Below are 21813 nucleotides of genomic sequence, written 5' to 3'. Positions count from 1 at the left end.
GACTCGGCTGAAACTTGACGGCGAAAGGGCCACCAGCGCATCAGTTCTGCCCCCCAACCTCACGCGGCTCGGCCAGCGCCAATGCCTGGTCGGTCTGGTTGACCAGCAGGCCTTCGCGGCGCGGCTGCTCGATCTCGACGCCGGGGTCGGCCAGCAAGGGCAAATCGCTCAACGCCACTTCGCGGCTCGTGTCGAGGGGTTCGAAACCGAGATAGCGCCGCGCCAGCAGGCGCAGCCGCTCGGGGTCTTCCAGATGCGCGATCTCGACATTGAGGACATTGATCTGGCGCCGCTCCTCGACCAGCTGCGACTGGATATCCTCCAGACGCTCCTGGGAGTTCTTGGCTTCGGTCTTGGCCACATAGAGCGCGCCGGCGAGAGCGACGGCGACGACGAGGGCAATGGCGTTGAACGTGCGGATCATAACGCTGCCTCCAGACGTGCAAGCGACACAACTTTATCCGAAACCGCCGGATCGGCTGACCAGGCCGGGGCTTCGGTACGAATGGCGACGCGCAGCTTGGCCGAGCGAGACCGTGGATTGACGGCGATCTCCGCCGCGCTGGCGGCCGACGCCTTGCGGTGCAACAGGGAAAAACTCGGATCGATGGCGGGACCGGTATCTGCTGCAGGCATATGGCGCGAACCGCCTCCCCCTGCCTGGCCCGAACGGGCCCGCAGGAAGTCCTTCACCATGCGGTCCTCCAGTGAATGGAAAGTAACCACGACGAGGCGCCCGCGCGGTGCGAGAATTTGCTCAGCGGCTTCGAGCGCGCGGGCCAGTTCGCCCAATTCGTCATTCACATAGATGCGCAAGGCCTGGAAGACTTTGGTGGCCGGATGAATCTTTGAATGTTTTCCGCCCGTTGCGCGGGTCACGATCGCCGCGAGGCGGTCTGTCGTCTCGATTGGAGCCTCGGCGCGGGCCTCGACAATCTGCTTGGCGATGCGGCGCGAGCGGCGCTCATCGCCGTAAACATAAAATATGTCTGCAAGCTCCTGCTCGCTCAGCAGATTGACCGCATCGGCGGCGCTGGCGCCGGAACGCGCCATGCGCATGTCGAGCGGGCCGGCGCGCATGAAGGAGAAACCGCGCTCGGCCTGGTCGATCTGCATCGAGGAAACGCCGATATCGAGCACGATACCGTCCACCGTCTCACCGCCATTGGCGGTGATGACCTCGGCCATTTTGGAGAAGGGCGCCTGCACGAAGACGAAACGCCCGCCTGAGGCCTTGCCCAGCTGTTCGGCGGCCGGGACAACACTGGGATCGCGATCAATCCCGATCAGGCGGCAATCGGCGGCCGACAATATGGCGCGCGAATAACCGCCAGCGCCAAAAGTGCCATCGATATAGAGCGCGCCATCGCGCGGCTCGAGCGCACGCACGACTTCATCGAGCATGACGGGGAGATGGCTCATGCGCTGCCTCCCGGACGCGGAACGAGTCGCAGGGAGCGCTTGTTCTCGCGCGCAAAGCTGCGCGCAGCCGCCTGGTGTTCGGCATAGGCCTCCGGCGACCAAAGCTCGAAGCGCGAACCGAGACCGACAAAGGTCGCCTTCCCGGCCAGCCCGGCATGATCGATCAATTCCTTCGGCAGGGTGACCCGGCCGGTCGCGTCAAAAGCGAGCGGACGCGCGGCGCCGAAAATGGCGCGCTCGAAAGCGATGCGCGCCTCGTCATAGGGATCCATATCCTCGATCAGACGCTGATAGCTGTCGAGCAGGGCCTGGCCGCCACCTTCCAGATAGGGACCGTCAAAGGAGGGCCAGACGATGATGCCGTCGAAGTCGCCACCACGCACCACCGAGCGGAAATCGGCTGGCACCGATACCCGTCCCTTGGCGTCAACGCCATTAATGGTGGTTGATAAAAACACGCGCGAATTGCTCCCCGGCCATACCGATCCGTCCCCGTATGGTTAACCATGGGATAACATGGGATCAGATGGGAAACAACGCCGAAAGCATCGATTTCTATGGATTGAAGCGCCTTTTGAAGTAATCAAATATGGCTAAACTGAGAACAACAAGGGAACATTAAGTTAATATCCACAGGGCCGTTAAGGAATGAATGGGAGGAAATGGGATCAGGTGGCCTGTAAGCCGGGTTCTGTGTCGCTTTTTCCAGATTGGAAAAAGCGCGACGACCATTCATCTGCGACATGCCTTGCGACATGCCTGGTGCGACCTACCCGGATGGCATGCGGAGACGCATGTGTGGCCGAGGCCACGGCCCATCCCTATTCGGTCTTGCTCCAGGTGGGGCTTGCCTAGCCCCCTTCCTTGCGGTCGGGGCGGTGCGCTCTTACCGCACCGTTTCACCCTTACCGGACGCGCACGTCCGGCGGTCTTTCTCTGCTGCGCTTTCCCTGGGGTCACCCCCGCCGGGAATTACCCGGCACCTTGTCTCCGTGGAGCCCGGACTTTCCTCGGTGCCGCCTTTTCAAGCCTGACACCGCGGCCGCCCAGCCACCTGATCGGGAGGATATGTGGTTGAAGTGAGAGGTGCGGTCAAGCGGCGGGGGTGGTGGGAGGCGTCACCGCAACGCCATCTCTTCCACTCATAAATCACCAAACGCTTGTCATCCCTGACGGATGCCCGGACGCGGCAGCGATCCGGGCGCAGATCAGGGACCCAGACGCCCGACGGTTGGTGCTTGTGTGTCAGGTCGGATGCCGCCTGCGCCTGAGCCTGATTGAGTGAAACTTGGTGGTTCTGGGTCCCTGATCTGCGCCCCGCATTCGCGGGGCATCCGTCAGGGATGACAAGCGTTTGGTTTTTGGGAGCGAATACCCCCTCACCCCCAAACCGCCTCATACAGTCCCGCCAGCTCCGCCGCCGTCGGCACTCTTGGATTATTCCCCGGGGAGCCCGACGCCAGCGCCTGCTCGACCATCACCGGGATCATCTCGAAATAGCGGGCGCGGTCGATGCCGAAGCCGGAGAGCGTCGGCACTTCCAGTGCCGCCACGATCCGGTTGAGCCCCGCCATCAGCTTGGCATGGGCAGCGCCCACATCATCACCGGCCTCGGCAAAACCGATCGCCCGGCTGCAGGCGGCATAGCGTTCCGGCGCCGCCGCCAGCGAGAACTCCGTGACCTTCGCCAGCAGCATCGCGTTGGACAGCCCGTGCGGCACATGGAAATGCGCGCCGATCGGGCGGCTCATGCCGTGAACCAGGGCGACGGAGGCGCCGGAGAAGGCGATGCCGGCGAGCGTCGCGCCGAGCATCACCGCCTCGCGGGCGGTGCGGTCTTGCGGGTCGGTGTAGACGGTTTCCAGATTGGGGCCGATCAGGCGCATCGCGGCGAGGGCCTGCTGGTCGCAGAAGGGGTTGGCCTTGCGGCTGACATGCGCCTCGATGGCGTGGGTGAGCGCGTCCAGCCCGGTATCGGCGGTGGTGCGCGGCGGCAGGCCGAGTGTGAGCTCAAAGTCGATGATGGCGGCAGCGGAGACGAGGCCCGGTCCCATGCACAGGAGTTTCTCGTCATTGACCGCCTCGGTGATCACGGCGACGCGCGTCACTTCCGAGCCCGTGCCCGCCGTCGTCGGAATGGCGATCACCGGCAGGCCGACCGGTGCCACCACGGCCGGCACGGCGATCTCGCGGATGGTCTTGCCCGTGGTGGCCAGCACCGCCATCACCTTGGCCGTATCGATCACACTGCCGCCGCCTATCGCGATCACTGCATCGTAGGCCCCGCGCGGCGATCCGGCGCGCAAGACCTGCACGCCCGCCATGACGCAGGCATCGGAAGGTTCCGGCTCGGTGCCGTCGAACAGGGCGTGAGGAAGGCCGGCCGCGTCGAGCAAGGCGGTGAGCTGGCCGGTCAGCCCGATCTTGCCCAGCACCGTGTCGCTGACGATCAGCGGATTGCTGCAGCCCAGCCGCGCCAGGATCGGCGCGATCTCACCGAGCGCTCCGGCGCCGATCTGCAATATGGGCGGGATGGCGATATTGGCAGACATGGCAGAGGCTTTCTCATTCGTGATCACCCGGCCAGGGCCGGGCTCTCCCGCCAGTATGGCGGACAAAAGGGGCGCCGCCGCTGTCCTGCACCGGCAGGGTGAAGCGGTGAGCGCCCCCATGCTTTATGCGTCTCAGTCTGCGGCGATCAGCTTCATCTTGACCGCGAGACCGGCCAGGGCTGCACCGACCAGAGGGGCGACGATGAAGAGCCAAAGCTGGCCGATCGCGCTGCCGCCGGCCAGCAGGGCCGGTCCGATCGAGCGCGCCGGATTCACCGACACACCGGTCACCTGGATGCCGGTGATGTGGATCACCGCCAGGGTGAGGCCGATGGCGAGACCGGCAAAGGCGGCATTGCCGCCCGGTCCCGTGACGCCGAGGATCACGACGACGAAGAGGAAGGTCATCACGATCTCGAAGGCGAGCGCAGCGACCATGGAATACTCGCCGAGATAGCCCGGCCCCCAGCCATTCTGGCCCAGATTGCCGGCAAAGCCGCCAGCGCTGTTGGAGAGCAGGAACATCAGCAAGGCCGCACCGGCGATGGCCCCCAGCGTCTGGGCGACCCAGTAGCCGACCATGTCCTTGAGTTCCATGCGTCCGGCCATGAAGACGCCGAAGCTGACGGCGGGATTGACGTGACAACCGGAGATCGGGCCGATGCCATAGGCCATGGCGACAATCGCCAGACCGAAGGCGAGCGCGATGCCCAATTGTCCGATCTCGGCTCCGGCCAGCACGGCAGCGCCGCAACCGAACAGGACAAGCGCAAACGTGCCGATGAACTCGGCAATCAGTTTTTTCATAATGGTGTCTCCCCAGAATCGCCGCGCCTTGCGGCCGGCAGAGACTAGCGTCTCGCTGTGCCGGGAGACAGGAAATCCTGGTCGATGCGCGCTAGCCGGCCACCGCCGCGATCAGGCGCGCCGTCTCGTCATCGATGACGCCGTCCACGCGCGCCGGGCGCCAGCGCCGCTGGAAGGCCTCGACCACAGCCGGCAGTCCGGCCTCAAGGCCATAGCCGATGGCGCCGAGTTGCGCCTGCGGGTCAGCGCCGGCCTGCGCCGCCGGCACGACGGCTCTGGCACAGCCCGCAGCCGCCAGGGCACCCCAGGGGAATTTCTCGCCGGGATCCTGTTTGCGGCCCGGTGCGATATCGGAATGACCGATCACCTCGCCCGGCCCGATCCCGTGGCGCGCCATGATGTCCTGCACCAGGGCGATGACGCGGGCGATCTGGACGCCGGGAAAATCGGGCAGGCCGTAATCATGGCCACCATTGACGATCTCGATCCCGATCGAGGCGGAATTGATATCGCGCTCGCCGCGCCAGCTGCCCACCCCGGCATGCCAGGCGCGCTCATCCTCATCGACCAGCTGGAACAACCGGCCATCGGTCTCGACCATGTAATGGGCGCTGACCTGGGCCGCCGGATCACACATCCGCGCGAGCGCCGCAGGGCCGTTTTCCATGCCGGTATAGTGCAGCACGATCAGCGTGACCGGCAATTTGCGCGCGTTGAAATTGGGTGACGGGGCTGCAATCGGCGTTGGCATCACAGGTTTTTCTCCCGTGCCAGCCCCGCCTCCGGCAGGGCCCGGTTGGGCCGCAGGGCGATAATACCGACACCGACGAGGGCCATGCCGCCGCCGACAAACAGGCGCCAGCCCGCCTCATCGCCGGTGATGACGATACCGGAAACAACGCCGATCAGCGGTGCCAAAAGGGTGATGGGCGCGATCATGGTCGCATCATAGCGCTGCAGCATCTTGTAGAACACACCATGGCCGAACACATTGACCAGCAGGACGGTGAAGAGAACCGTCAGCAGGAAGGGCCAGCCGCCGGCCATCACCGAGGCGATCTGGTCGTGCTCGAATGCCAGCGACAAGGCCAGCAGGGGCGGCCAGGAGATCAGCCCGATCCAGGCCTGCATCCGCATCGAATCCAGTGGCATGCGTTTGACGAGGATCATCCCCAGCGCACCCGAGAAGGCGGCGCCGATCCCGAGCAGAAGGCCGAAGGAGAGCCCACCAATGCCGGGCCGTGCGACGACCAGGATAATGCCGGCAAAGGCGATGATGATGCCGGTGATGCGCGGCAGGCCGAGGCGCTCCTTGAGCATCACCACCGAGAGCAGGGTCGCGAACGGCACTCCCATCTGCAGCGTGATCGCCATGCCCGAGGGCGTCGCCCATTGCAGGCCCAGGAACATCAGCGCGTATTGCAGCGCGCCCATCGACAGGGCGATACCGACCATCGCTTTCATGTCCTGCGGGCGCGGCCGCAGCCAGGGCGAGAGGATGGCGAACAGGAGCACAAAGCGCAGGAAGGCGAAGAAGAGCGGCGGCGAGCCCTCGAATCCGGGCACCCATCCCGGTGAGCCCGTGATCGAGAATTTGGCAACGACGAAGTTGACGCCCCAGACGGCACAGACGGCGATCAGGGCGAGGAGATCACGCAGACGCATATCGCTTCATGGACCGCCGCGTCGCGGCGCACAAGCCACGCAGCGTATAGGCCGCATGCACGTTTGATGTCAGTGCGTTGCGAAATCTGTCCCGGGCATTACAGGGCGCTGGTCCGGTTCAGGAACCGAGCCCGTCAACCGTCCAGCCATCGGGGCCGCGCGTTGCGACCAAGACTTCAGGACCGCTCGCCTTGCGGCGTCCGCGCACCTTCATCCAGAGCCAGTAGACCCCGAAGGTCACCAGCGCCGCACCGGCCACGATCAGGAAGACGGCTGTCAGCATCACCGCGAGGAAAACCATCGCGCCGACAAAGGCGAGCGCAATGATCGCCGCCAGAATATCGCGCAGGACACGGCCAGCGCCGCCGGAGAAGATTGCCGATTGGGTATGATGTGTTTCGGTCATTTGCCTCTATCCATCCTTGCCCCTGACCTCAATGTTGGCATTTCATTGCCCCAGGTCAATTGCTGGCACCGACATTAAGCCCGCGCTCTGCAAGGATCTGGCCATAAGCCGCGTTGATTACTGCCATTTTTTCATTGGCAAATCGCTGGGTTTCCAGCGGCGCACCGCGCGCCATCATGCGGTCGGGATGGTTTTGCGAGGCGATTCGGCGGTAGGCGCGCTTGAGATCGGTATCGGAAATATCCGCCTCGATCCCCAGGATGACATAGGGATCATCGTCTGCGGTGCCGATATGGGCCGTGCTGATGCGGCGAAATTCCAGCGGCGAGAAACCGAAGATTTCCGACACCTGGCTGAGATAGTCCAGCTCGTCACTGGTCACCGCCCCGTCCGCCTTGGCGATATGGAACAGACCGTCGAGCACATCTTCCAGAATGGCCGGATTGGCCCGGAAGCGCCGCGCCAGGCGCCGGGCATAGCCGTCAAAGCCGAGCGTGGTCTGCATCGCCAGTTCAAAGGCGCGGTCAAGCGAGGCGCGCCCCTCCGGCGGCGGGCGGAACACCTCGTAGAAGGCCTTGATCTCGCTGCGGGTCACAAAGCCGTCGGCCTTGGCCATCTTGGCGCCCAGCCCGATCAGCGCCATGGCGAATTCGGCATCCTCCACCCGGCGCTCCGGCTCGGCGCTGGCCAGGCCGGAGCCCGCTTCGCAGCCGTCGCAGTCGAGGAAGCTGTCCCGTCCCTGCAGGCGGGCTGCCAGTTTGTGCCAAAAGCGCATGCGTGAATTGTCCCTTGCGCGGCCATATAGGTGTCCTGCCCTGGATACGTCAGGGAGGGGCAAGCGGATTGGCCGTATTTTGTCAGCTTTACCCGCTCACGCCGGCGCAGACCATGATAAACCGTGCTGCAGGCACAGACGCGCTACAGTGGTTTGACGGGAGTTTTCATGTCTGACTGGGAGTTCTGGATTGATCGCGGCGGCACCTTCACCGATGTGATCGGCCGCGGCCCCGATGGCCGCCTGCATCCGCTCAAACTGCTGTCGGAAAGCCCCGACTATCCCGACGCCGCCAGCGAAGGCGTGCGCCGCCTCGCCGCTGGTGCGGCGGTCGGTTCGGTCAAGATGGGCACCACGGTGGCCACCAATGCCCTGCTCGAACGCAAGGGCGCAAAAACCCTGTTTCTGGTCACGCGCGGCTTTGCCGATCTGCTGGTCATCGGCGACCAGACCCGGCCCGATATCTTCGCCCTCGACATCCAGCGCCCCGACCCGCTCTACGACCGCGTGGTGGAAGTCGATGAACGCCTCGATGCCGGCGGCGCCGTGCGGGTCCCGCTCGACGAGGCCCCCGTGCGCGAGGCGCTGGCTGCCGCGAAGCGTGATGGTTTCGCCTCGGTCGCGATCACGCTGATGCATGCCTATGGCAATGACGCCCACGAGGCGCGGCTGGAGGCGATGGCCCGCGAGGCCGGCTTTGCCACCGTGATCCGTTCCAGCATTGCCAGCCCGCTGGTCAAGATCGTGCCACGCGCCTCGACCACCGTCCTCGATGCCTACCTCACCCCGGTCCTGCGCGACTATGTCGATCGCGTCGATGCCGGGCTGGAGGGCACGCCGCTCTATTTCATGCAGTCCTCGGGCGGGCTCGCCCCGGCGGCCGGTTTCCATGCCCGCGATGCCGTCCTGTCCGGCCCGGCCGGCGGTGTGGTCGGCATGGCCAAGACGGCCCTCGCTGCCGGACATCCCAAAGTGATCGGTTTCGACATGGGCGGCACCTCGACCGATGTCTCGCGCTTCGATGGCGAAACTTTCGAACGCGTGCAAGAGACCCTGGTCGCCGGCCACCGCCTGCGCGCCCCGATGATGGCCGTCCATACGGTCGCTGCCGGCGGCGGCTCCCTGCTCACCTTTGACGGCGAACGCGCCCGCGTCGGCCCCGAGAGCGCCGGCGCCATGCCCGGCCCGGCCGGCTATGGCCGCGGCGGCCCGGCGGCCGTCACCGATGCCAATATCGTGCTCGGCCGGGTGCAACCAGACTGGTTCCCGCTCGTCTTCGGCACAGACGGTGCCTCGCCGCTCGACGTCGCCGCCAGCCGCGCCGCACTGCAGACACTGGCCGACGCCATGGGGCTGGACAGCCCGGAAGCGGCCGCCGAGGGCTTTCTCGCCGTCGCCGTCGAGAGCATGGCCCAGGCGATCAAGCAGATCTCCATCGGCCAGGGCGTCAACCCGTCCGCCTATGCGCTGGCCGCCTTTGGCGGCGCCGGGGCGCAGCACGCCTGCAAGGTCGCCGACGCCCTAGGCATGACCTCTGTGCTGATCCACCCCTATGCCGGATTGCTCTCGGCGCTGGGTATCGGACTCGCAGAAATCCGCCAGACCAAGCTGGCCGCCGTCGAGCAGGACTTCGAGGCCGGGCTCGACACCGCCCACGCCCTCGCCGCCGATCTGGCGACTGACGTCACCGCCCGCCTGACCGCCGAAGGCTTCACCCCCGGCCAGATCCGCACCCGCACCGAATGGCGTCTGCGCGTGCAGGGCTCCGACACCAGCCTGCCGGTGCCCGTCGACGAGCCCGCGGCGATGCAGGCCACATTCGCCGCCGCCCATAAACGCCTGTTCGGCTTTGCGCCCGATGCAGCCCTGATGATTGAATCGGTGATGGTCGAGGCCGAGGCCGATCCGCCGGGCGCGCGGGGCTGGTCGATCGCGATGAGCGAGGAGACGACGACGCCGCAGGCCATCGCCTCCGTGCAGGTGTTCGATCGCGGCCAATGGCGCGAGACGCCGCTTTACCGGCTCGACCAGTTTGGCGCGGGCGCCGAAGCCGCCGGACCGGCCCTGGTGATGGATCCCAATTCCACCATCGTCATTGATGCCGGCTGGTCAGCCACCCGCCTGCCCGATGGCACGCTGAAACTGACCCGCACCGAAGCCCTCGCCACCGAGACCGCCGACACCGCGCTGGACCCGATCCGGCTGGAACTGTTCAACAAGCGCTTCATGAGCGTCGCCGAGCAAATGGGCCTGGCGCTCGAGCGCACCGCGCATTCGGTCAATATCAAGGAGCGGCTGGATTTCTCCTGCGCCGTGTTTGACGCGGAAGGCGGCCTCGTTGCCAACGCCCCGCACATGCCGGTGCATCTCGGCTCCATGTCGGCGAGCGTGCGCGCCGCCGCCGAGGCCCATCCTGACCTTTCGGCCGGCGATGCCGTCGCCGTCAATGCGCCCTATGATGGCGGCACCCATCTGCCCGACATCACCCTTGTGACGCCCGTCCATGACGAGACCACCGGCGAGCGCATCTTCTACGTCGCCTCGCGCGGCCATCATGCCGATGTCGGCGGTATCGCGCCGGGCTCCATGCCGCCCTTCTCGACCTCGATCGAGCAAGAGGGCGTGCAATTCCGCAATATCAAGATCATGTCCGGCGGAAAATTCCTCGAGACCGAGACCCGCGCCGTCCTCGCCTCCAAGCCCTGGCCGGCACGCAATCCGGACCAGAATATCGCCGACCTCAAGGCCCAGCTCGCCGCCTGCGCCAAGGGCGCTGACGAATTGCGCCGGCTGGTCGATGATAACGGGCTCGATGTGGTGAAGGCCTATATGGGCCATGTCCAGGACAATGCCGAACGCGCCGTGCGCCGCGTGATCGATGCGCTCAGCGATGGCGAGCACAGCGTCAAGCTCGATGACGGCGCCGAGATCCGCGTCGCGATCCGGGTCAATCGGGCGACACGCTCCGCCGTGGTCGATTTCACCGGCACCTCGCCGCAGCGGCCGAGCAATTTCAACGCGCCTTCATCGGTCGCCCGCGCGGCCGTGCTCTATGTCTTCCGCTGCCTGGTTGGCGATGCCATTCCGCTCAATGAGGGCTGTCTGAAACCGCTTGAGCTGATCATCCCGGAGGGCAGCCTGCTCAATCCGAAACCGCCCGCCGCCGTGGTCGCCGGCAATGTCGAGACCAGCCAGCTGATCGTCGACGCCCTGTTCGGCGCCACCGGCCGCCTCGCCGCCAGCCAGGGCTCGATGAATAATCTCACCTTCGGCAATGCGCGCCACCAGTATTACGAGACGATTTGCGGCGGCGCCGGGGCCGGCATCGATAATGAGGGCCACGGCTTTGCCGGCCTCTCGGCCGTCCACACCCACATGACCAATTCACGCATGACCGACCCGGAAGTGCTCGAACGGCGCTTCCCGGTCCGGCTGGAGCATCACAGGATCCGCCCCGGATCCGGCGGCGCGGGCCAATTCCCCGGCGGCGATGGCAGTGATCGCAAAGTCACCTTCCTGGAAGCGATGGAAGTCGCCCTCCTCTCCTCACGCCGCAAGGAAGCGCCGTTTGGCCTGGCGGGCGGCGGCGATGCCGCGCGCGGCGAGCAGAGCGTGACGCGGGCGGGCGGCGAGACGGAAGCCTTGCCTGGTCTGTTCCGGATTGATGTCGAGCCGGGGGATAGTGTTGAGGTCAGGACGCCGGGCGGTGGCGGGTATGGGAAGGGTTAAGCCCCAACGGGACATGGTCCTGCTTCAAGGAAGCAGGTCCGTGTCCCGACTTGGGTAGTCATCGCGTGACCCGTTCCGCATTGCCTCTCACCGAGTCGGGACACGCACCGGCGAAGCCGGACCATGTCCCGGGCAACCAAAAAAACGGGGACACAGCCCGCGCCGGGCAGAGCCATCCCTGAAATCCTTGCCAGGCAGGGCGCCAGGCTGGACTTGTCTCGTCAAGGGTCCTGACCGCGCAGCGGCGCTTCGCGCCCTTGACGAGACAAGTCCAGCCTGGCCGGATCCCGGCATGGCGTTCAGGGGGCGGTGTGGCCGCTCGGGGCATTTTTTGAATAAAACCCAAGAACTATTTCCCCGGACTTGTTTCGGGGCCTGCCGGAGGGGAATCCAGACAGGTCGCCAACGCATGGCAGGCCCCGGAATTCGCTTCGCTCCTCCGGGGGAAGGTGGTGTGTTGGGTGGGGTGTGTATCCGTGGCTTATCCACCCCGGGCCCCGGCGGGCTATGATCACAGGGATTTCGCGCTCTTTGACATTGTCGGCCCCACCCCGATCCTCCGCCCTCACCCGGCCCGCCGCGCCTGCCCGTGCGTCAGCGCGTCCTGGCAGGCGCTCCGGGCATCACAGTCAGTGGCAGGATGACAGGCTGACTGTCACGGGCAAACAATCGCTATCCCCTTGTACTGCAATGCCATTTCGCCCCCGATGACGAAATGACAGACTGGCAGACAGTGGTTTTCGCTGACAGGCGGCCTTCTGGCCGGCGTCGTGGACGGCTTGAGTGCCCGGCCAGCCCCCAACATTAAACATCGGACAGAAATTCATCCGTTCGCGCCGGGCTGGCGTAACCCCGTCTGTCACATGCATGAGACCCAGTCCTCAAAACCGCCGGTGGCCACCGGCGGTCCCCCTTGTCTCAAGAACGGGAGCGCAATCATGCGTCTCATTGCCCTGGCTGCCGTCGCAGCCGCCGCCTTCTCTGCCCCGGCTTTTGCCGGCACCCCGGCCTCGGCCAAGTCGGACCATCATGGCCATGCCGCCATGGCCCAGACCGACATCGTCGATACGGCTGTTGCCGCCGGCCAGTTCGGCACGCTGGTCGCTGCCGTCCAGGCCGCCGGTCTTGTCGACACGCTCAAGGGCGAGGGTCCGTTCACGGTGTTCGCGCCGCTGGACTCAGCCTTCGCCGCCCTGCCCGAGGGCGAAGTTGAACGCCTGCTCCTGCCGGAAAACCAGGCCGAGCTTGCCAGCCTGCTGACCTATCATGTCGTCCCCGGACGCGTGACGTCGGACCAGCTGGCCGGCCAGACCCTTTCGGTTGAGACTGTGCAAGGCTCGATGCTCGCCATCGATGCAACAGATGGTGTCCGGGTCGGCAATGCCAATGTGGTGCAGGCCGATATCCTGACCTCGAATGGTGTCATCCACGTCGTCGACCAGGTCATCATTCCGGCCGGTTGATTGAAACGGGCAGGCCTGCCGCTCCCCCCGGCAAATGCAGGCCTGCCCGGGTTTCAGACCTGATATAGCGGACCGGCTCCCCCCGCCGGTCCGCAATCAGCTGTTCAGGACGCAGGGTCCTGGCTCGCAGCCTTCGCCGCCACCGCCTTCTTGCGCCGCACCGTCTTGCGGGCAATCGGGCGCACATGGTCCTCGATATATTCCACGATCATGCCGGCAACATCCTTGCCCGAAGTGCGTTCAACGCCCTCAAGACCCGGCGAGGAATTCACTTCCAGGATTTTCGGCCCCACCGAGGAGCGCAACAGATCCACCCCGGCCACCGACAGCCCCAGCGCCTTGGCGGCGCGCAGCGCGGCGCTGCGTTCATCCTTGCTCACCTTGACCTTGGTCGCCGAACCGCCGCGATGCAGGTTGGAGCGGAACTCGCCCGCCTCGCCCTGGCGCATCATGGTCGCGACCACCTTGCCGCCAACGATGAAGCAGCGGATATCGGCGCCGCCGGCTTCCTTGACGAATTCCTGGACGATGAAATTGGCCTCGAGGCCGCGAAAGGCATCGATCACCGATTCCGCTGCCTTCTTGGTCTCGGCCAGCACGACGCCGCGCCCCTGGGTGCTCTGCAACAGCTTCACCACCAGCGGCGCGCCGCCGACATGGGCGATCAGATTGTTGGTGTCTTTCGGCGAATGGGCAAAGGCCGTCACCGGCATGGCAATGCCCTCGCGCGCCAGCACCTGGTGCGCATAGAGCTTGTCGCGCGAGGCGCCGATCGCCTCGGCTGAATTGAGGCAATAGGCCCCCATCATGGTGAACTGGCGCAACACCGCCATGCCATAGCCGGTCATGCTGGCGCCGATGCGCGGGATGATGGCGTCATAGGCCGGCAGCGGTTTGCCATCGTAAAACACCCGCGGATCGGCGGCATCGAGCGCCAGGGTGCAGCGCGCCGTATTGATCATCTCGACGACATGACCGCGCGTCTCGGCGGCGTCCTTCAGGCGCTGGGAGGAGTAATTATTCGGCTCCCGCGTCAGGATCGCGACCCGAAGCGGCCGCTTGACCGGCCGGCGGCGCGGGAAATCCTTGTAGAGCTCGTAGGATAGCGCCCCCTGGGCACAGGACTGGCCCGGGCTGACCGTCATGTCCTCGCCGATCGCCTGGCGTCCGAGCAGCATGCGATAGGTCATGGATTCGCGATTGGTCAGGGTCAGCTCGACCGGCCAGGTGCGGTCGCCAATCTTCATCGGCGTCTCGATCACCCAGCGCAATTCACGCTCGCCATTCGACGACGTCACTTCACGGCGATCGACCGCAGGCGCGGAACAGACAACCTCGATCTCCGGCTTGTCCGGCACCGGATGCATGATGAAGCGGACCTGCGGCTTGTCGAGCGGCCCGAAAGGCTCCACCGAGACCGCATGCAGCGCCGATGTCCGCGCCCCGGTATCCACCTTGGCCCGCACCGCCGGCAGCCCCAGCCTGGGAAATGCCGCCCATTCTTCCCAACCGAGCTGGAATGTCTTGTCCATGGGTCTCTCTCAAGCGTCGCGATCAAACACGGATCGGTCTTAGCAGAACGCAGGATTGAGCCAAGGGGCGCGCGAGCGCTGGCCTTGCGGAAAAGACAGACCTATGCGGCCGGAGGCCTGCGCCCAAGCCAGACCCGCAACAGGAAGGAGACCATCACGGCCAGAACCGCCACGACCGGCGCCGCCAGGATGAGTGGGTGTTGCGCGAAGTCAGGGAGAATATTGCTATTGCCCCCGGAGAATATGCCCACGGCAATGAACAGGGCGAAGCACATGCGCCAGAGGTGACGGGCGATGCGACCCCGAGCTTCCAGGCCTGCGGGTCTCATCGCCCTGAAATCGAGGGTCGACAAAAAGCCCGAAAACCCGGCCACGATAAAATACTCGGCAGCCGAGGGCAGTTCGGGGGCATAATTGCCGGCGATCGAAAGATGCAGGCCAACTGCCAGGCACACCGCGGTGTTCAGCATGATCAGCAAAAGCGCCGATATCTCCACCCGACGCGTTATCCCGTCTTTGCGTCTGGCAGCAAACCAGCCGGTGATGACCAGATGCGAGGCGAGGATTGCAAGGAAAGCCGTGAAAATGATCTCGCGGCTGTAACTGAGATACAGGCCGCTGAGGGTCAGGCAGAGCATGACGGCGACGAACACGATCCCCGCCCACCGATGCACACGCCGGCCCTTGGCGGATGCCAGGGCGAGTGTGCCGGCAAGAATGGTGACGCATCCCGCAGCCAGATGAATCAGGGCGATTTGAGGAATTTCCATCAGGTGACTTTCCGTGTGGCGGTGAAATTGGGCGCGAGCCCGGTCCAGCCTTAGCGGCTGGCGACCGATACCTCCGGGCGGCGTCCGAACAGCAGGGCAAATCCGACGGCGATGAACCAGGCGATCATGCCCAGACCAAAAACAGCGCCCGCATCGGTCAAGCCGGGAACCAGGGTCAGCAGTCCGGCCAGCCCGATCGTGACCCCGAGGAGATTGAGCCAGGTTGGAAGACATCGGGCCCACTGGGCCGCGGCACTGACCAGCAGGATCCAGAGGCCGCCGACGAGCTCATTGCCACCGCCAAGCCCCTCCTGCACCGTCGTCAGGACCAGCCAGGCGTCGGCGGCCTGGACAGGCTCGGTCTCGTACAATCCGGTGATAACCCCCAGGCTGACATTGGCCACCATGCCGCTGGCCAGCACGAGCGTCGCCCACATCAAGCCGAACGCCGTGGCGCATAACGCCAGACCGGTGGGCGTTCCTGCCAGGCGACGGTGAACCGCGATCGCCAGGACCGTCAGGACAACGCCGTTCACGATGTAAATGATGAAGTTCCAGCCCCGCATCAGAGCCTCGTTTTCCGCGAGGAAACCGGCGTGTTGCAGCGGCGGCAGAAGCGAGCTGCCATATTGAGCAGGCTCGAGAAGTTGAAAGTAGAGCCAGAACCCCACCAGATATGTGGCCGCCGCAACCAGTGCCGACAGGCCGCCAATTCTTTGAAAACTGATCATGCGAACTCTCCTCTACGGCTTCCTTGACCGGCCGGGTGCGGCCAGGCCATCGCCCGTGCAATGTCGATCGTGACAAGCCCTATCCCTGGACCAGCGGCCCCCTGCCTGTCGGCCCGGCCTGTCGGCTGAGACAGTTTTCTGTCCGCGCCTGCCGGGCCGGACACCGGGCTTCAGGCTCGCCGCTTGTCATTGCGCCGCAGGGTGCCTAATCAAGCGGGAAACTGGAGGCTGGGCTATTGGACACCCTCGATGTGATGCTCGCAGGCGCGACTGTCGGCCAGGCGGCGCTTTGCGCATCCGTGCTGCTGATGCGGTCTGTGCGCGCCCCGACCGGGCTGCCGTTGGCCGGGTTTTTCTGCGCCTTCGGCGCGATCGCGTCAGCACCACTCCTCCACGCCTCGTTCCCGCTGGCACCGGCCCTGTTTCCCGCGATCGCGGCCCCGACCTTTTTCCTGTTGGGTCCGATGTTGTGGTTCTATGTCGAGGGTCTGACGTCCGAGACCGCTTGGCACCCGAGAACAGCCCATGTCTGGCATTTTATGCCCGCATTGCTCGGCCTGATGGCGAGCGCCATGATCGCCGCGATGAACCCGGCCGCCCGCTCAACCATGTTCCTGCAGGGCGAGCTTCCGGAGGGAATCTTTCCCCCGGTCGTCGCGCTCGTCCTGTTCGTGCTGGTGATCGGCTGGATCGGACAGTCAGGATATTACGTCGCGAGAATCCTGTATCGCCTCGCAGCCTATGGTCGGCGAATCCGGGACTTGTTTGCCAGCAATGAAAACCGGGAGCTGGACTGGCTCGCCTGGCTTGTCTTTTTCCTCGGGGGATCGTGGCTGCTCGCCACCAGCATGCTCGTGAGTGAGAATTTTCTTGGTCTGGCGCTCGTCGACCACTGGCTCAACGGTGCCACCGCGCTGATTCTGGTCTGGTTTCTCGGACTTTGGGGGCTGCGCCAGAAGCCGGGTTTTGAGGGACGTTATCCGGAGTTCCAGGCCGAGGAGGAGAACCAGGCTGAACCCGGCGAGGCCGGGGACCGCAAGTATCTGCGATCCGCCCTCGGTCCCGACCAGGCAGCCCGGATCGCCGCCAAGATCGAGCGCGCCATGCGTGAAGACCAGGCTTATCTGGACCCCGCGCTCTCGTTGCAAAGGCTGGCCAGCCAGATTGGGACCTCGCCCAATCACATCTCCCAGACCCTCAACGAGACGATTGGAGAGTGCTTCTTTGACTATGTGAACAGATGGCGTGTGCTGGCGGCTCAGCCGCAAATCATGTCAGGCAGCGAAACCGTGCTCGCCATCGCACTCTCGGTCGGTTTCAACGCCCGCTCATCCTTCTACAAGGCTTTCAAACGGGTCACCGGACAGACCCCGAGCCAGTACCGGGCCCAGCAGCTCTCCTCTGCGGGGGTATAGCTCAGGAGATTGGAGGCACCGGGACAAGCCGGGGCCTCAAATATGCGGGGGGCATCGCCGGGAGCCCCCTATTTATCACTCGGCACCGCGACCCAGATCTTCATCGTCAGCTGACCGCTCGGTTCATCGGGGTGCAGCGAGGTCTGGTGGGCGAGTTTGAGGCCGGCGCCTTCGATCCAGGCTTGCATCTCCTCGTCGGAGAAGCCGAGGCGGCGGTGATAATGGTCCTCGCGCAGGGATTCCAGCTGGTGCGGCGCGAAGTCGACGATCAGGAGACGGCCGCCGGGCTTGAGCAGGCGGCCGCATTCGGTGACGGCACCGGCCGGATCGTCGAGATAGTGCAGCACCTGGTGCACGGTGACGAGATCGGCAGCGGCATTCTCGAAGGGCAGCGCGCCGACATCGGCATGGCGCACCGAGCAATTGGTCAGCCCCGCATTGGCCAGGTTGAGGCGGGCGACATTGAGCATGGAGTGATTGATATCGACGCCAACCCCGCGCTTGACCCGGTCGGCGAAGAGTTCGAGCACCCGGCCGGTGCCGACGCCGACATCGATCATCAGATCGAAGGGGCCAGGCCCCGCCAGCTTGCGCATCGCCTTTTCAACCTCGGCATCGGCCAGATGCAGGCGGCGGATCTGGTCCCAGTCCTCGGCGACGCTCTCGAAATAGGTCTGGGCGGCGACGGCGCGCGCCTGCTTGATCGATTCCAGCCGGGCGATATCGCGCGTCAGTACCGGATCATCATCGGGCAACAGGCCGCCGAGAATATCGGCCAGCCGCCGCCCGCCACCGGCCTCGGTCAGCCTGTAGAAGACATAGGCCCCCTCGGGCAGGCGCTCCGCCAGGCGCGCATCGGTCAGGAGTTTGAGATGACGGCTGACCCGCGGTTGGCTCTGGCCGAGCACATGCACGAGTTCCGACACCGTCAATTCGCCGCGTGACAAGAGCGAGACCACCCGCAAACGGGTCGGTTCGGCGATTGCCTTGAGCTGAGTGACCAGTGCATCCATGGGAATCTTGCCTGTAAGTGCGGAATGTCCCTTGCTTTTATCCGCATCGCGACGAAGTTCAAAGGCAAGCCTGTATGCCGGATTCTGGAGTGCAATGTGAGACGCCGCGAGATCATCATTATCGGGGCCGGGCTGGCGGGGGTTTCCGCGGCCTGGACGCTGCGCCGGCACGGTCATTCCGTGACCGTTCTCGATGCCCTGACAGGGCCGGCGCTGGAAACCAGTTTCGCCAATGCCGGAGCGCTGACACCGTCGGAACCGGAGCCATGGAACCAGCCCGGGGTGGCCGGGCAGTTGCTGGCCTCGCTGTTTGACCCGGGCGCGGCGATGAAACTGCGCCTGGCGCCCCTGCCCGGCCTGATCGGCTGGGGGCTGAGCTTCCTGCGCAATTCCACCCACAAGCGCCATGATGCCGCCAGCGCCGCGAATTTCGCCCTGGCGCGCTACAGCCTGGCCCAGACCCAGGCCGTGCGCGATGAACTCGGGCTGGAATTCGACAATCTCAGATGCGGCACGCTGAAGCTCTGCCGCAGCCTGGCCGCCATGGAGGCCGCTGTCCTGGCGGCCAACAAGCTGGTCCCGCTTGGCCTGCGCTATGAGGCGCTGGACCGCGCGCAGACGCTGGCGCTGGAACCGCAACTGGCTGGCATCGCCGGCAAGATTGCCGGGGCGATCCACTTCCCCGACGACGAATCCGGCGATGCCCATCGCTTCACCGCTGGCCTGGCGGCCGCAGCGCAGGCGGCCGGGGTCGCGTTCGAGTGGGAGACACGCGTGGTCGAGCTGATGGATCGCGGCGGCCATGTCATCGGCGTGCGCACCGAGACCGAGGAGATCGAGGCCGACACCATCGTGATCGCTGCCGGTCATACGGCCTGGTCGCTGCTCAAGCCGCTCGGCCTGCATCTGCCGGTGCGTCCGGTGAAGGGCTATTCGCTCACCCTCGACATGTCCGGCCTCAATGCGCGCCCGGCCACTCCGGTGTTTGACGAGGCGCTGCACACCATCATCACGCCGATGGGTGACCGGCTGCGCGTGGCCGGCACGGCCGAGATCGCGGGCAATGACAAGCGCCTGCGCACCGAACGGGTTGAGAATCTCAAATCCCTGGTCCGCGCCGTCTATCCCGAATTTGCCGACAGGCTGCTGGCCGGCGAGATCAATGCCTGGACCGGTTTCCGGCCGATGAGTGCCGACGGGCGCCCCTTCATCGGCGAGACCCGCGCCAAGGGCCTGTGGCTGAGCACCGGCCATGGCCATCTCGGCTGGACCCAGGCTATGGGCTCGGCCGGCCTGCTGGCCGCCCTGATGGACGCCGAGACACCACCGGTTGATCCGGCGCCGTTCGCGGCGAGCCGGATCTAGCCGAGGCCGAAAGCCAATACCGGATAGGACACGGCATTGGTCAGGGCGTGGAGGATCCAGCCAGGCATGATCGAGCCCTGGCCGGGCTTTTCATTGAGCCAGACCGAGACCCAGGCGCCGAAGCCCGTGACACCGACAATCCCGGCCGCCATCACCGGATCGAAGGCCGGGCCGCCGGGAATGATGAAGATGACCAGGTGAACCGCGCCAAAGGCGAGCGCCTGGACCAGATTTCCGGCGGAAAAGCCCAGACCATTGACCAGGCGTTTGGCAATCAGGCCGCGAAAGAAGATCTCTTCGGCCAGTGCCGTCTTGAGCACCGCCAGCAGGACAATCGCCAGAACGATGGATGGCCAGCCACCCTCCAAGAAGGTCAGGGCGGCGGCGACCGTGTTTTCACCGCTGGCCGCGTCATTCATCGGTGAGAATACGAATAGCGCCAGCGAGGCCGGCACGATCACCAGGGCGGCCAGGAGCGTCAGGCCGACCGCACGCAGGGGCGGCAAGGTCAGGCCGAGCCAGGCGCGCAGGCCGCTGCGCTTCCGCGCGAAGATCAGCCAGGCGAGGCTGCACACCAGCCCGACCACAATCAGCTGCACCAGGGTATCCATCAGTATCTGTTGCATGCTCCCCTCCATGTCCGACATGCGAGGCGGGCAGACTAGTGCGCCGGCCGCACCGGGCATAGCGGGAACCGGGCACGCAGTGTCCACCCCGGAGCGGGCCTGCGCATGGGCCGGTCCCAGATATGAAAAGGGCCCGGCGCGTGCGCCAGGCCCTGATCGTCAGACTGCCATTGAAATTGCGGACTAGCGCCCGAATTTCTGGAACTTGATCCGGTGCGGGATGTCCGCATCGGCGCCGAGGCGGCGCTTCTTGTCTTCGAGATAGTCGGAGAAGGAACCTTCAAACCATTCCACATGGCTGTCGCCTTCAAAGGCGAGGATGTGGGTGGCGATACGGTCGAGGAAAAAGCGGTCGTGGGAGATGACCACGGCGCAGCCTGGATAGATTTCCAGCGCTTCTTCGAGGGCCGAGAGGGTTTCGACGTCGAGGTCATTGGTCGGCTCATCGAGGAGGAGCAGATTGCCGCCCTCTTTGAGCATCTTGGCGAGGTGGACGCGATTGCGTTCACCGCCGGAGAGCAGACCGACCTTCTTCTGCTGGTCGCCGCCCTTGAAGTTGAAGGCACCGACATAGGCCCGGCTCGGCACTTCGCGATTGCCGAGATTGAGAATGTCATTGCCCTCGGAGATTTCTTCCCAGACGGTCTTCTTCGGATCGAGCTTGTCGCGCGACTGGTCGACATAGCCCAGCTTGACGGTCTCGCCGAGACGGATCGAGCCTTCGTCAGGCGTTTCCTGGCCGATGATCATGCGGAACAGGGTCGATTTACCGGCGCCATTGGGGCCGATCACACCGACAACACCGCCTGGCGGCAGCTTGAATTCCAGACCGTCGATCAGCAGCTTGTCGCCATAGCCCTTTTTCAGGCCCTCGACCTCGACAACCACACCACCCAGGCGCGGGCCTGGCGGGATGTTGATCGTGGCGGTCGAGATATCGGCGCGTTCGGCCTTCTCGCGCAGCTCCTCATAGGAGCGGATACGCGCCTTGGACTTGGCCTGACGGGCTTTCGGCGAGGAGCGGATCCAGTCCAGCTCGCGGGCCAGGGCGCGTTCCTTGGCGGACTTTTCACGGCCTTCCTGGGCCAGACGCTTGGTCTTCTGTTCCAGCCAGGAGGAATAGCCGCCCTCATAGGGCACGCCGCGGCCACGATCGAGCTCCAGCGTCCACGTGGTGATGCTATCGAGGAAGTAACGGTCGTGGGTCACGACCAGAACGGCGCCGGCGAATTTCTCGAGATAGTTCTGCAGCCAGGCCACCGACTCGGCGTCGAGGTGGTTGGTCGGCTCATCGAGCAGCAGCATGTGCGGTTCGGACAAGAGCAGGCGGCACAGCGCGACACGGCGGCGCTCACCACCGGAGAGATCCTTGACGCCCCAGTCGGCCGGCGCGCAACGCAGCGCGTCCATCGCCATCTCGATCTTGGAATCAATGTCCCAGGCGTCCGCCGCATCGATCTTTTCCTGCAGCGTATTCATCTCTTCCATCAGCTCGTCGGAATAATCCTCGGCGAGCTTCATGGAGACGGCATTGAACTCGTC

The 21813-nt window shown here is 65.1% G+C and carries 19 protein-coding genes and 1 other RNA gene; 4 read left to right on the top strand and 16 right to left on the bottom strand.

Going from position 1 to position 21813, the window contains the following annotated elements; genetic code table 11:
* Positions 1-40: 40 nt before the first annotated feature.
* From ftsL to ACN0YF_RS10385, 10 genes are all read right to left on the bottom strand, one after another.
* Positions 41-424, bottom strand: a complete 384-nt coding sequence (gene ftsL, locus ACN0YF_RS10430) for a cell division protein FtsL (RefSeq protein ID WP_417482281.1) — start codon at positions 422-424, stop codon at positions 41-43.
* A complete protein-coding gene (gene rsmH, locus ACN0YF_RS10425; protein WP_417494328.1) occupies positions 421-1422 on the bottom strand; it encodes a 16S rRNA (cytosine(1402)-N(4))-methyltransferase RsmH in 1002 nt (333 codons plus the stop codon). The genes ftsL and rsmH overlap by 4 nt, the downstream gene beginning before the upstream one ends.
* Positions 1419-1880, bottom strand: coding sequence for a division/cell wall cluster transcriptional repressor MraZ (locus tag ACN0YF_RS10420; RefSeq protein ID WP_417494327.1), 462 nt, complete (start codon positions 1878-1880; stop codon positions 1419-1421). The genes rsmH and ACN0YF_RS10420 overlap by 4 nt, the downstream gene beginning before the upstream one ends.
* A 206-nt stretch (positions 1881-2086) precedes the next feature.
* Positions 2087-2480, bottom strand: an RNA gene (gene rnpB / locus ACN0YF_RS10415) — RNase P RNA component class A.
* Positions 2481-2801: 321 nt separating this feature from the next.
* Positions 2802-3974: an iron-containing alcohol dehydrogenase gene (locus ACN0YF_RS10410; protein ID WP_417494326.1), complete on the bottom strand. Its 1173-nt coding sequence runs from the start codon at positions 3972-3974 to the stop codon at positions 2802-2804.
* Between the two features lie 132 nt (positions 3975-4106).
* On the bottom strand, positions 4107-4781 hold the full coding sequence (locus ACN0YF_RS10405) for an aquaporin (RefSeq protein ID WP_417483551.1): 675 nt from the start codon (positions 4779-4781) through the stop codon (positions 4107-4109).
* 91 nt (positions 4782-4872) lie between these two features.
* The gene (locus ACN0YF_RS10400) at positions 4873-5532 is read right to left on the bottom strand and encodes an N-acetylmuramoyl-L-alanine amidase (protein ID WP_417494325.1); all 660 of its coding nucleotides are present in this window, start codon (positions 5530-5532) and stop codon (positions 4873-4875) included.
* Positions 5532-6446, bottom strand: a complete 915-nt coding sequence (locus ACN0YF_RS10395) for a DMT family transporter (protein ID WP_417494324.1) — start codon at positions 6444-6446, stop codon at positions 5532-5534. Before ACN0YF_RS10395 ends, ACN0YF_RS10400 begins: the two co-directional genes overlap by 1 nt.
* Before the next feature lie 118 nt (positions 6447-6564).
* Positions 6565-6852: a hypothetical protein gene (locus ACN0YF_RS10390; protein ID WP_417494323.1), complete on the bottom strand. Its 288-nt coding sequence runs from the start codon at positions 6850-6852 to the stop codon at positions 6565-6567.
* A 55-nt stretch (positions 6853-6907) separates the two neighbouring features.
* Positions 6908-7627: a TerB family tellurite resistance protein gene (locus tag ACN0YF_RS10385; RefSeq protein WP_417494322.1), complete on the bottom strand. Its 720-nt coding sequence runs from the start codon at positions 7625-7627 to the stop codon at positions 6908-6910.
* A 168-nt stretch (positions 7628-7795) separates the two neighbouring features.
* Between ACN0YF_RS10385 and ACN0YF_RS10380 the strand changes: the two genes are divergently transcribed.
* Both ACN0YF_RS10380 and ACN0YF_RS10375 read left to right on the top strand, forming a co-directional pair.
* The gene (locus ACN0YF_RS10380; RefSeq protein WP_417494321.1) at positions 7796-11356 is read left to right on the top strand and encodes a hydantoinase B/oxoprolinase family protein; all 3561 of its coding nucleotides are present in this window, start codon (positions 7796-7798) and stop codon (positions 11354-11356) included.
* Positions 11357-12291: 935 nt separating this feature from the next.
* The gene (locus ACN0YF_RS10375; protein WP_417494358.1) at positions 12292-12819 is read left to right on the top strand and encodes a fasciclin domain-containing protein; all 528 of its coding nucleotides are present in this window, start codon (positions 12292-12294) and stop codon (positions 12817-12819) included.
* 104 nt (positions 12820-12923) lie between these two features.
* Here the strand turns inward: ACN0YF_RS10375 and rimK are convergent, their stop codons facing one another.
* From rimK to ACN0YF_RS10360, 3 genes are all read right to left on the bottom strand, one after another.
* Entirely contained in the window at positions 12924-14351 is a 1428-nt protein-coding gene (gene rimK / locus ACN0YF_RS10370; RefSeq protein ID WP_417494320.1) for a 30S ribosomal protein S6--L-glutamate ligase, read from the bottom strand.
* Positions 14352-14452: 101 nt separating this feature from the next.
* The gene (locus ACN0YF_RS10365) at positions 14453-15121 is read right to left on the bottom strand and encodes a DUF2306 domain-containing protein (protein WP_417494319.1); all 669 of its coding nucleotides are present in this window, start codon (positions 15119-15121) and stop codon (positions 14453-14455) included.
* Positions 15122-15171: 50 nt separating this feature from the next.
* Positions 15172-15852: a DUF4386 domain-containing protein gene (locus ACN0YF_RS10360; protein ID WP_417494318.1), complete on the bottom strand. Its 681-nt coding sequence runs from the start codon at positions 15850-15852 to the stop codon at positions 15172-15174.
* A gap of 236 nt (positions 15853-16088) precedes the next feature.
* Between ACN0YF_RS10360 and ACN0YF_RS10355 the strand changes: the two genes are divergently transcribed.
* Complete coding sequence (locus tag ACN0YF_RS10355; protein ID WP_417494317.1) at positions 16089-17267, top strand: helix-turn-helix domain-containing protein; 1179 nt, start codon at positions 16089-16091, stop codon at positions 17265-17267.
* 68 nt (positions 17268-17335) lie between these two features.
* On the opposite strand, the gene ACN0YF_RS10350 is transcribed toward ACN0YF_RS10355, so the two are convergent.
* Positions 17336-18280 (bottom strand): ArsR/SmtB family transcription factor, encoded by a 945-nt coding sequence (locus ACN0YF_RS10350; protein ID WP_417494316.1) that lies wholly within the window; start codon positions 18278-18280, stop codon positions 17336-17338.
* A gap of 96 nt (positions 18281-18376) precedes the next feature.
* Between ACN0YF_RS10350 and ACN0YF_RS10345 the strand changes: the two genes are divergently transcribed.
* On the top strand, positions 18377-19645 hold the full coding sequence (locus ACN0YF_RS10345) for a D-amino acid dehydrogenase (protein ID WP_417494315.1): 1269 nt from the start codon (positions 18377-18379) through the stop codon (positions 19643-19645).
* Here the strand turns inward: ACN0YF_RS10345 and ACN0YF_RS10340 are convergent.
* A complete protein-coding gene (locus ACN0YF_RS10340; protein ID WP_417494314.1) occupies positions 19642-20271 on the bottom strand; it encodes a CPBP family intramembrane glutamic endopeptidase in 630 nt (209 codons plus the stop codon). The genes ACN0YF_RS10345 and ACN0YF_RS10340 overlap by 4 nt on opposite strands.
* A gap of 183 nt (positions 20272-20454) precedes the next feature.
* Positions 20455-21813: energy-dependent translational throttle protein EttA (gene ettA, locus ACN0YF_RS10335; RefSeq protein ID WP_417494313.1), on the bottom strand; the 1359-nt coding region annotated here is incomplete at its 5' end.

The organism is Maricaulis sp. (assembly GCF_048270265.1).
Classification (GTDB): domain Bacteria; phylum Pseudomonadota; class Alphaproteobacteria; order Caulobacterales; family Maricaulaceae; genus Maricaulis.
Note: the sequence above shows the minus strand (reverse complement) of the source record. Positions and strands in the feature narration are given on the sequence as shown.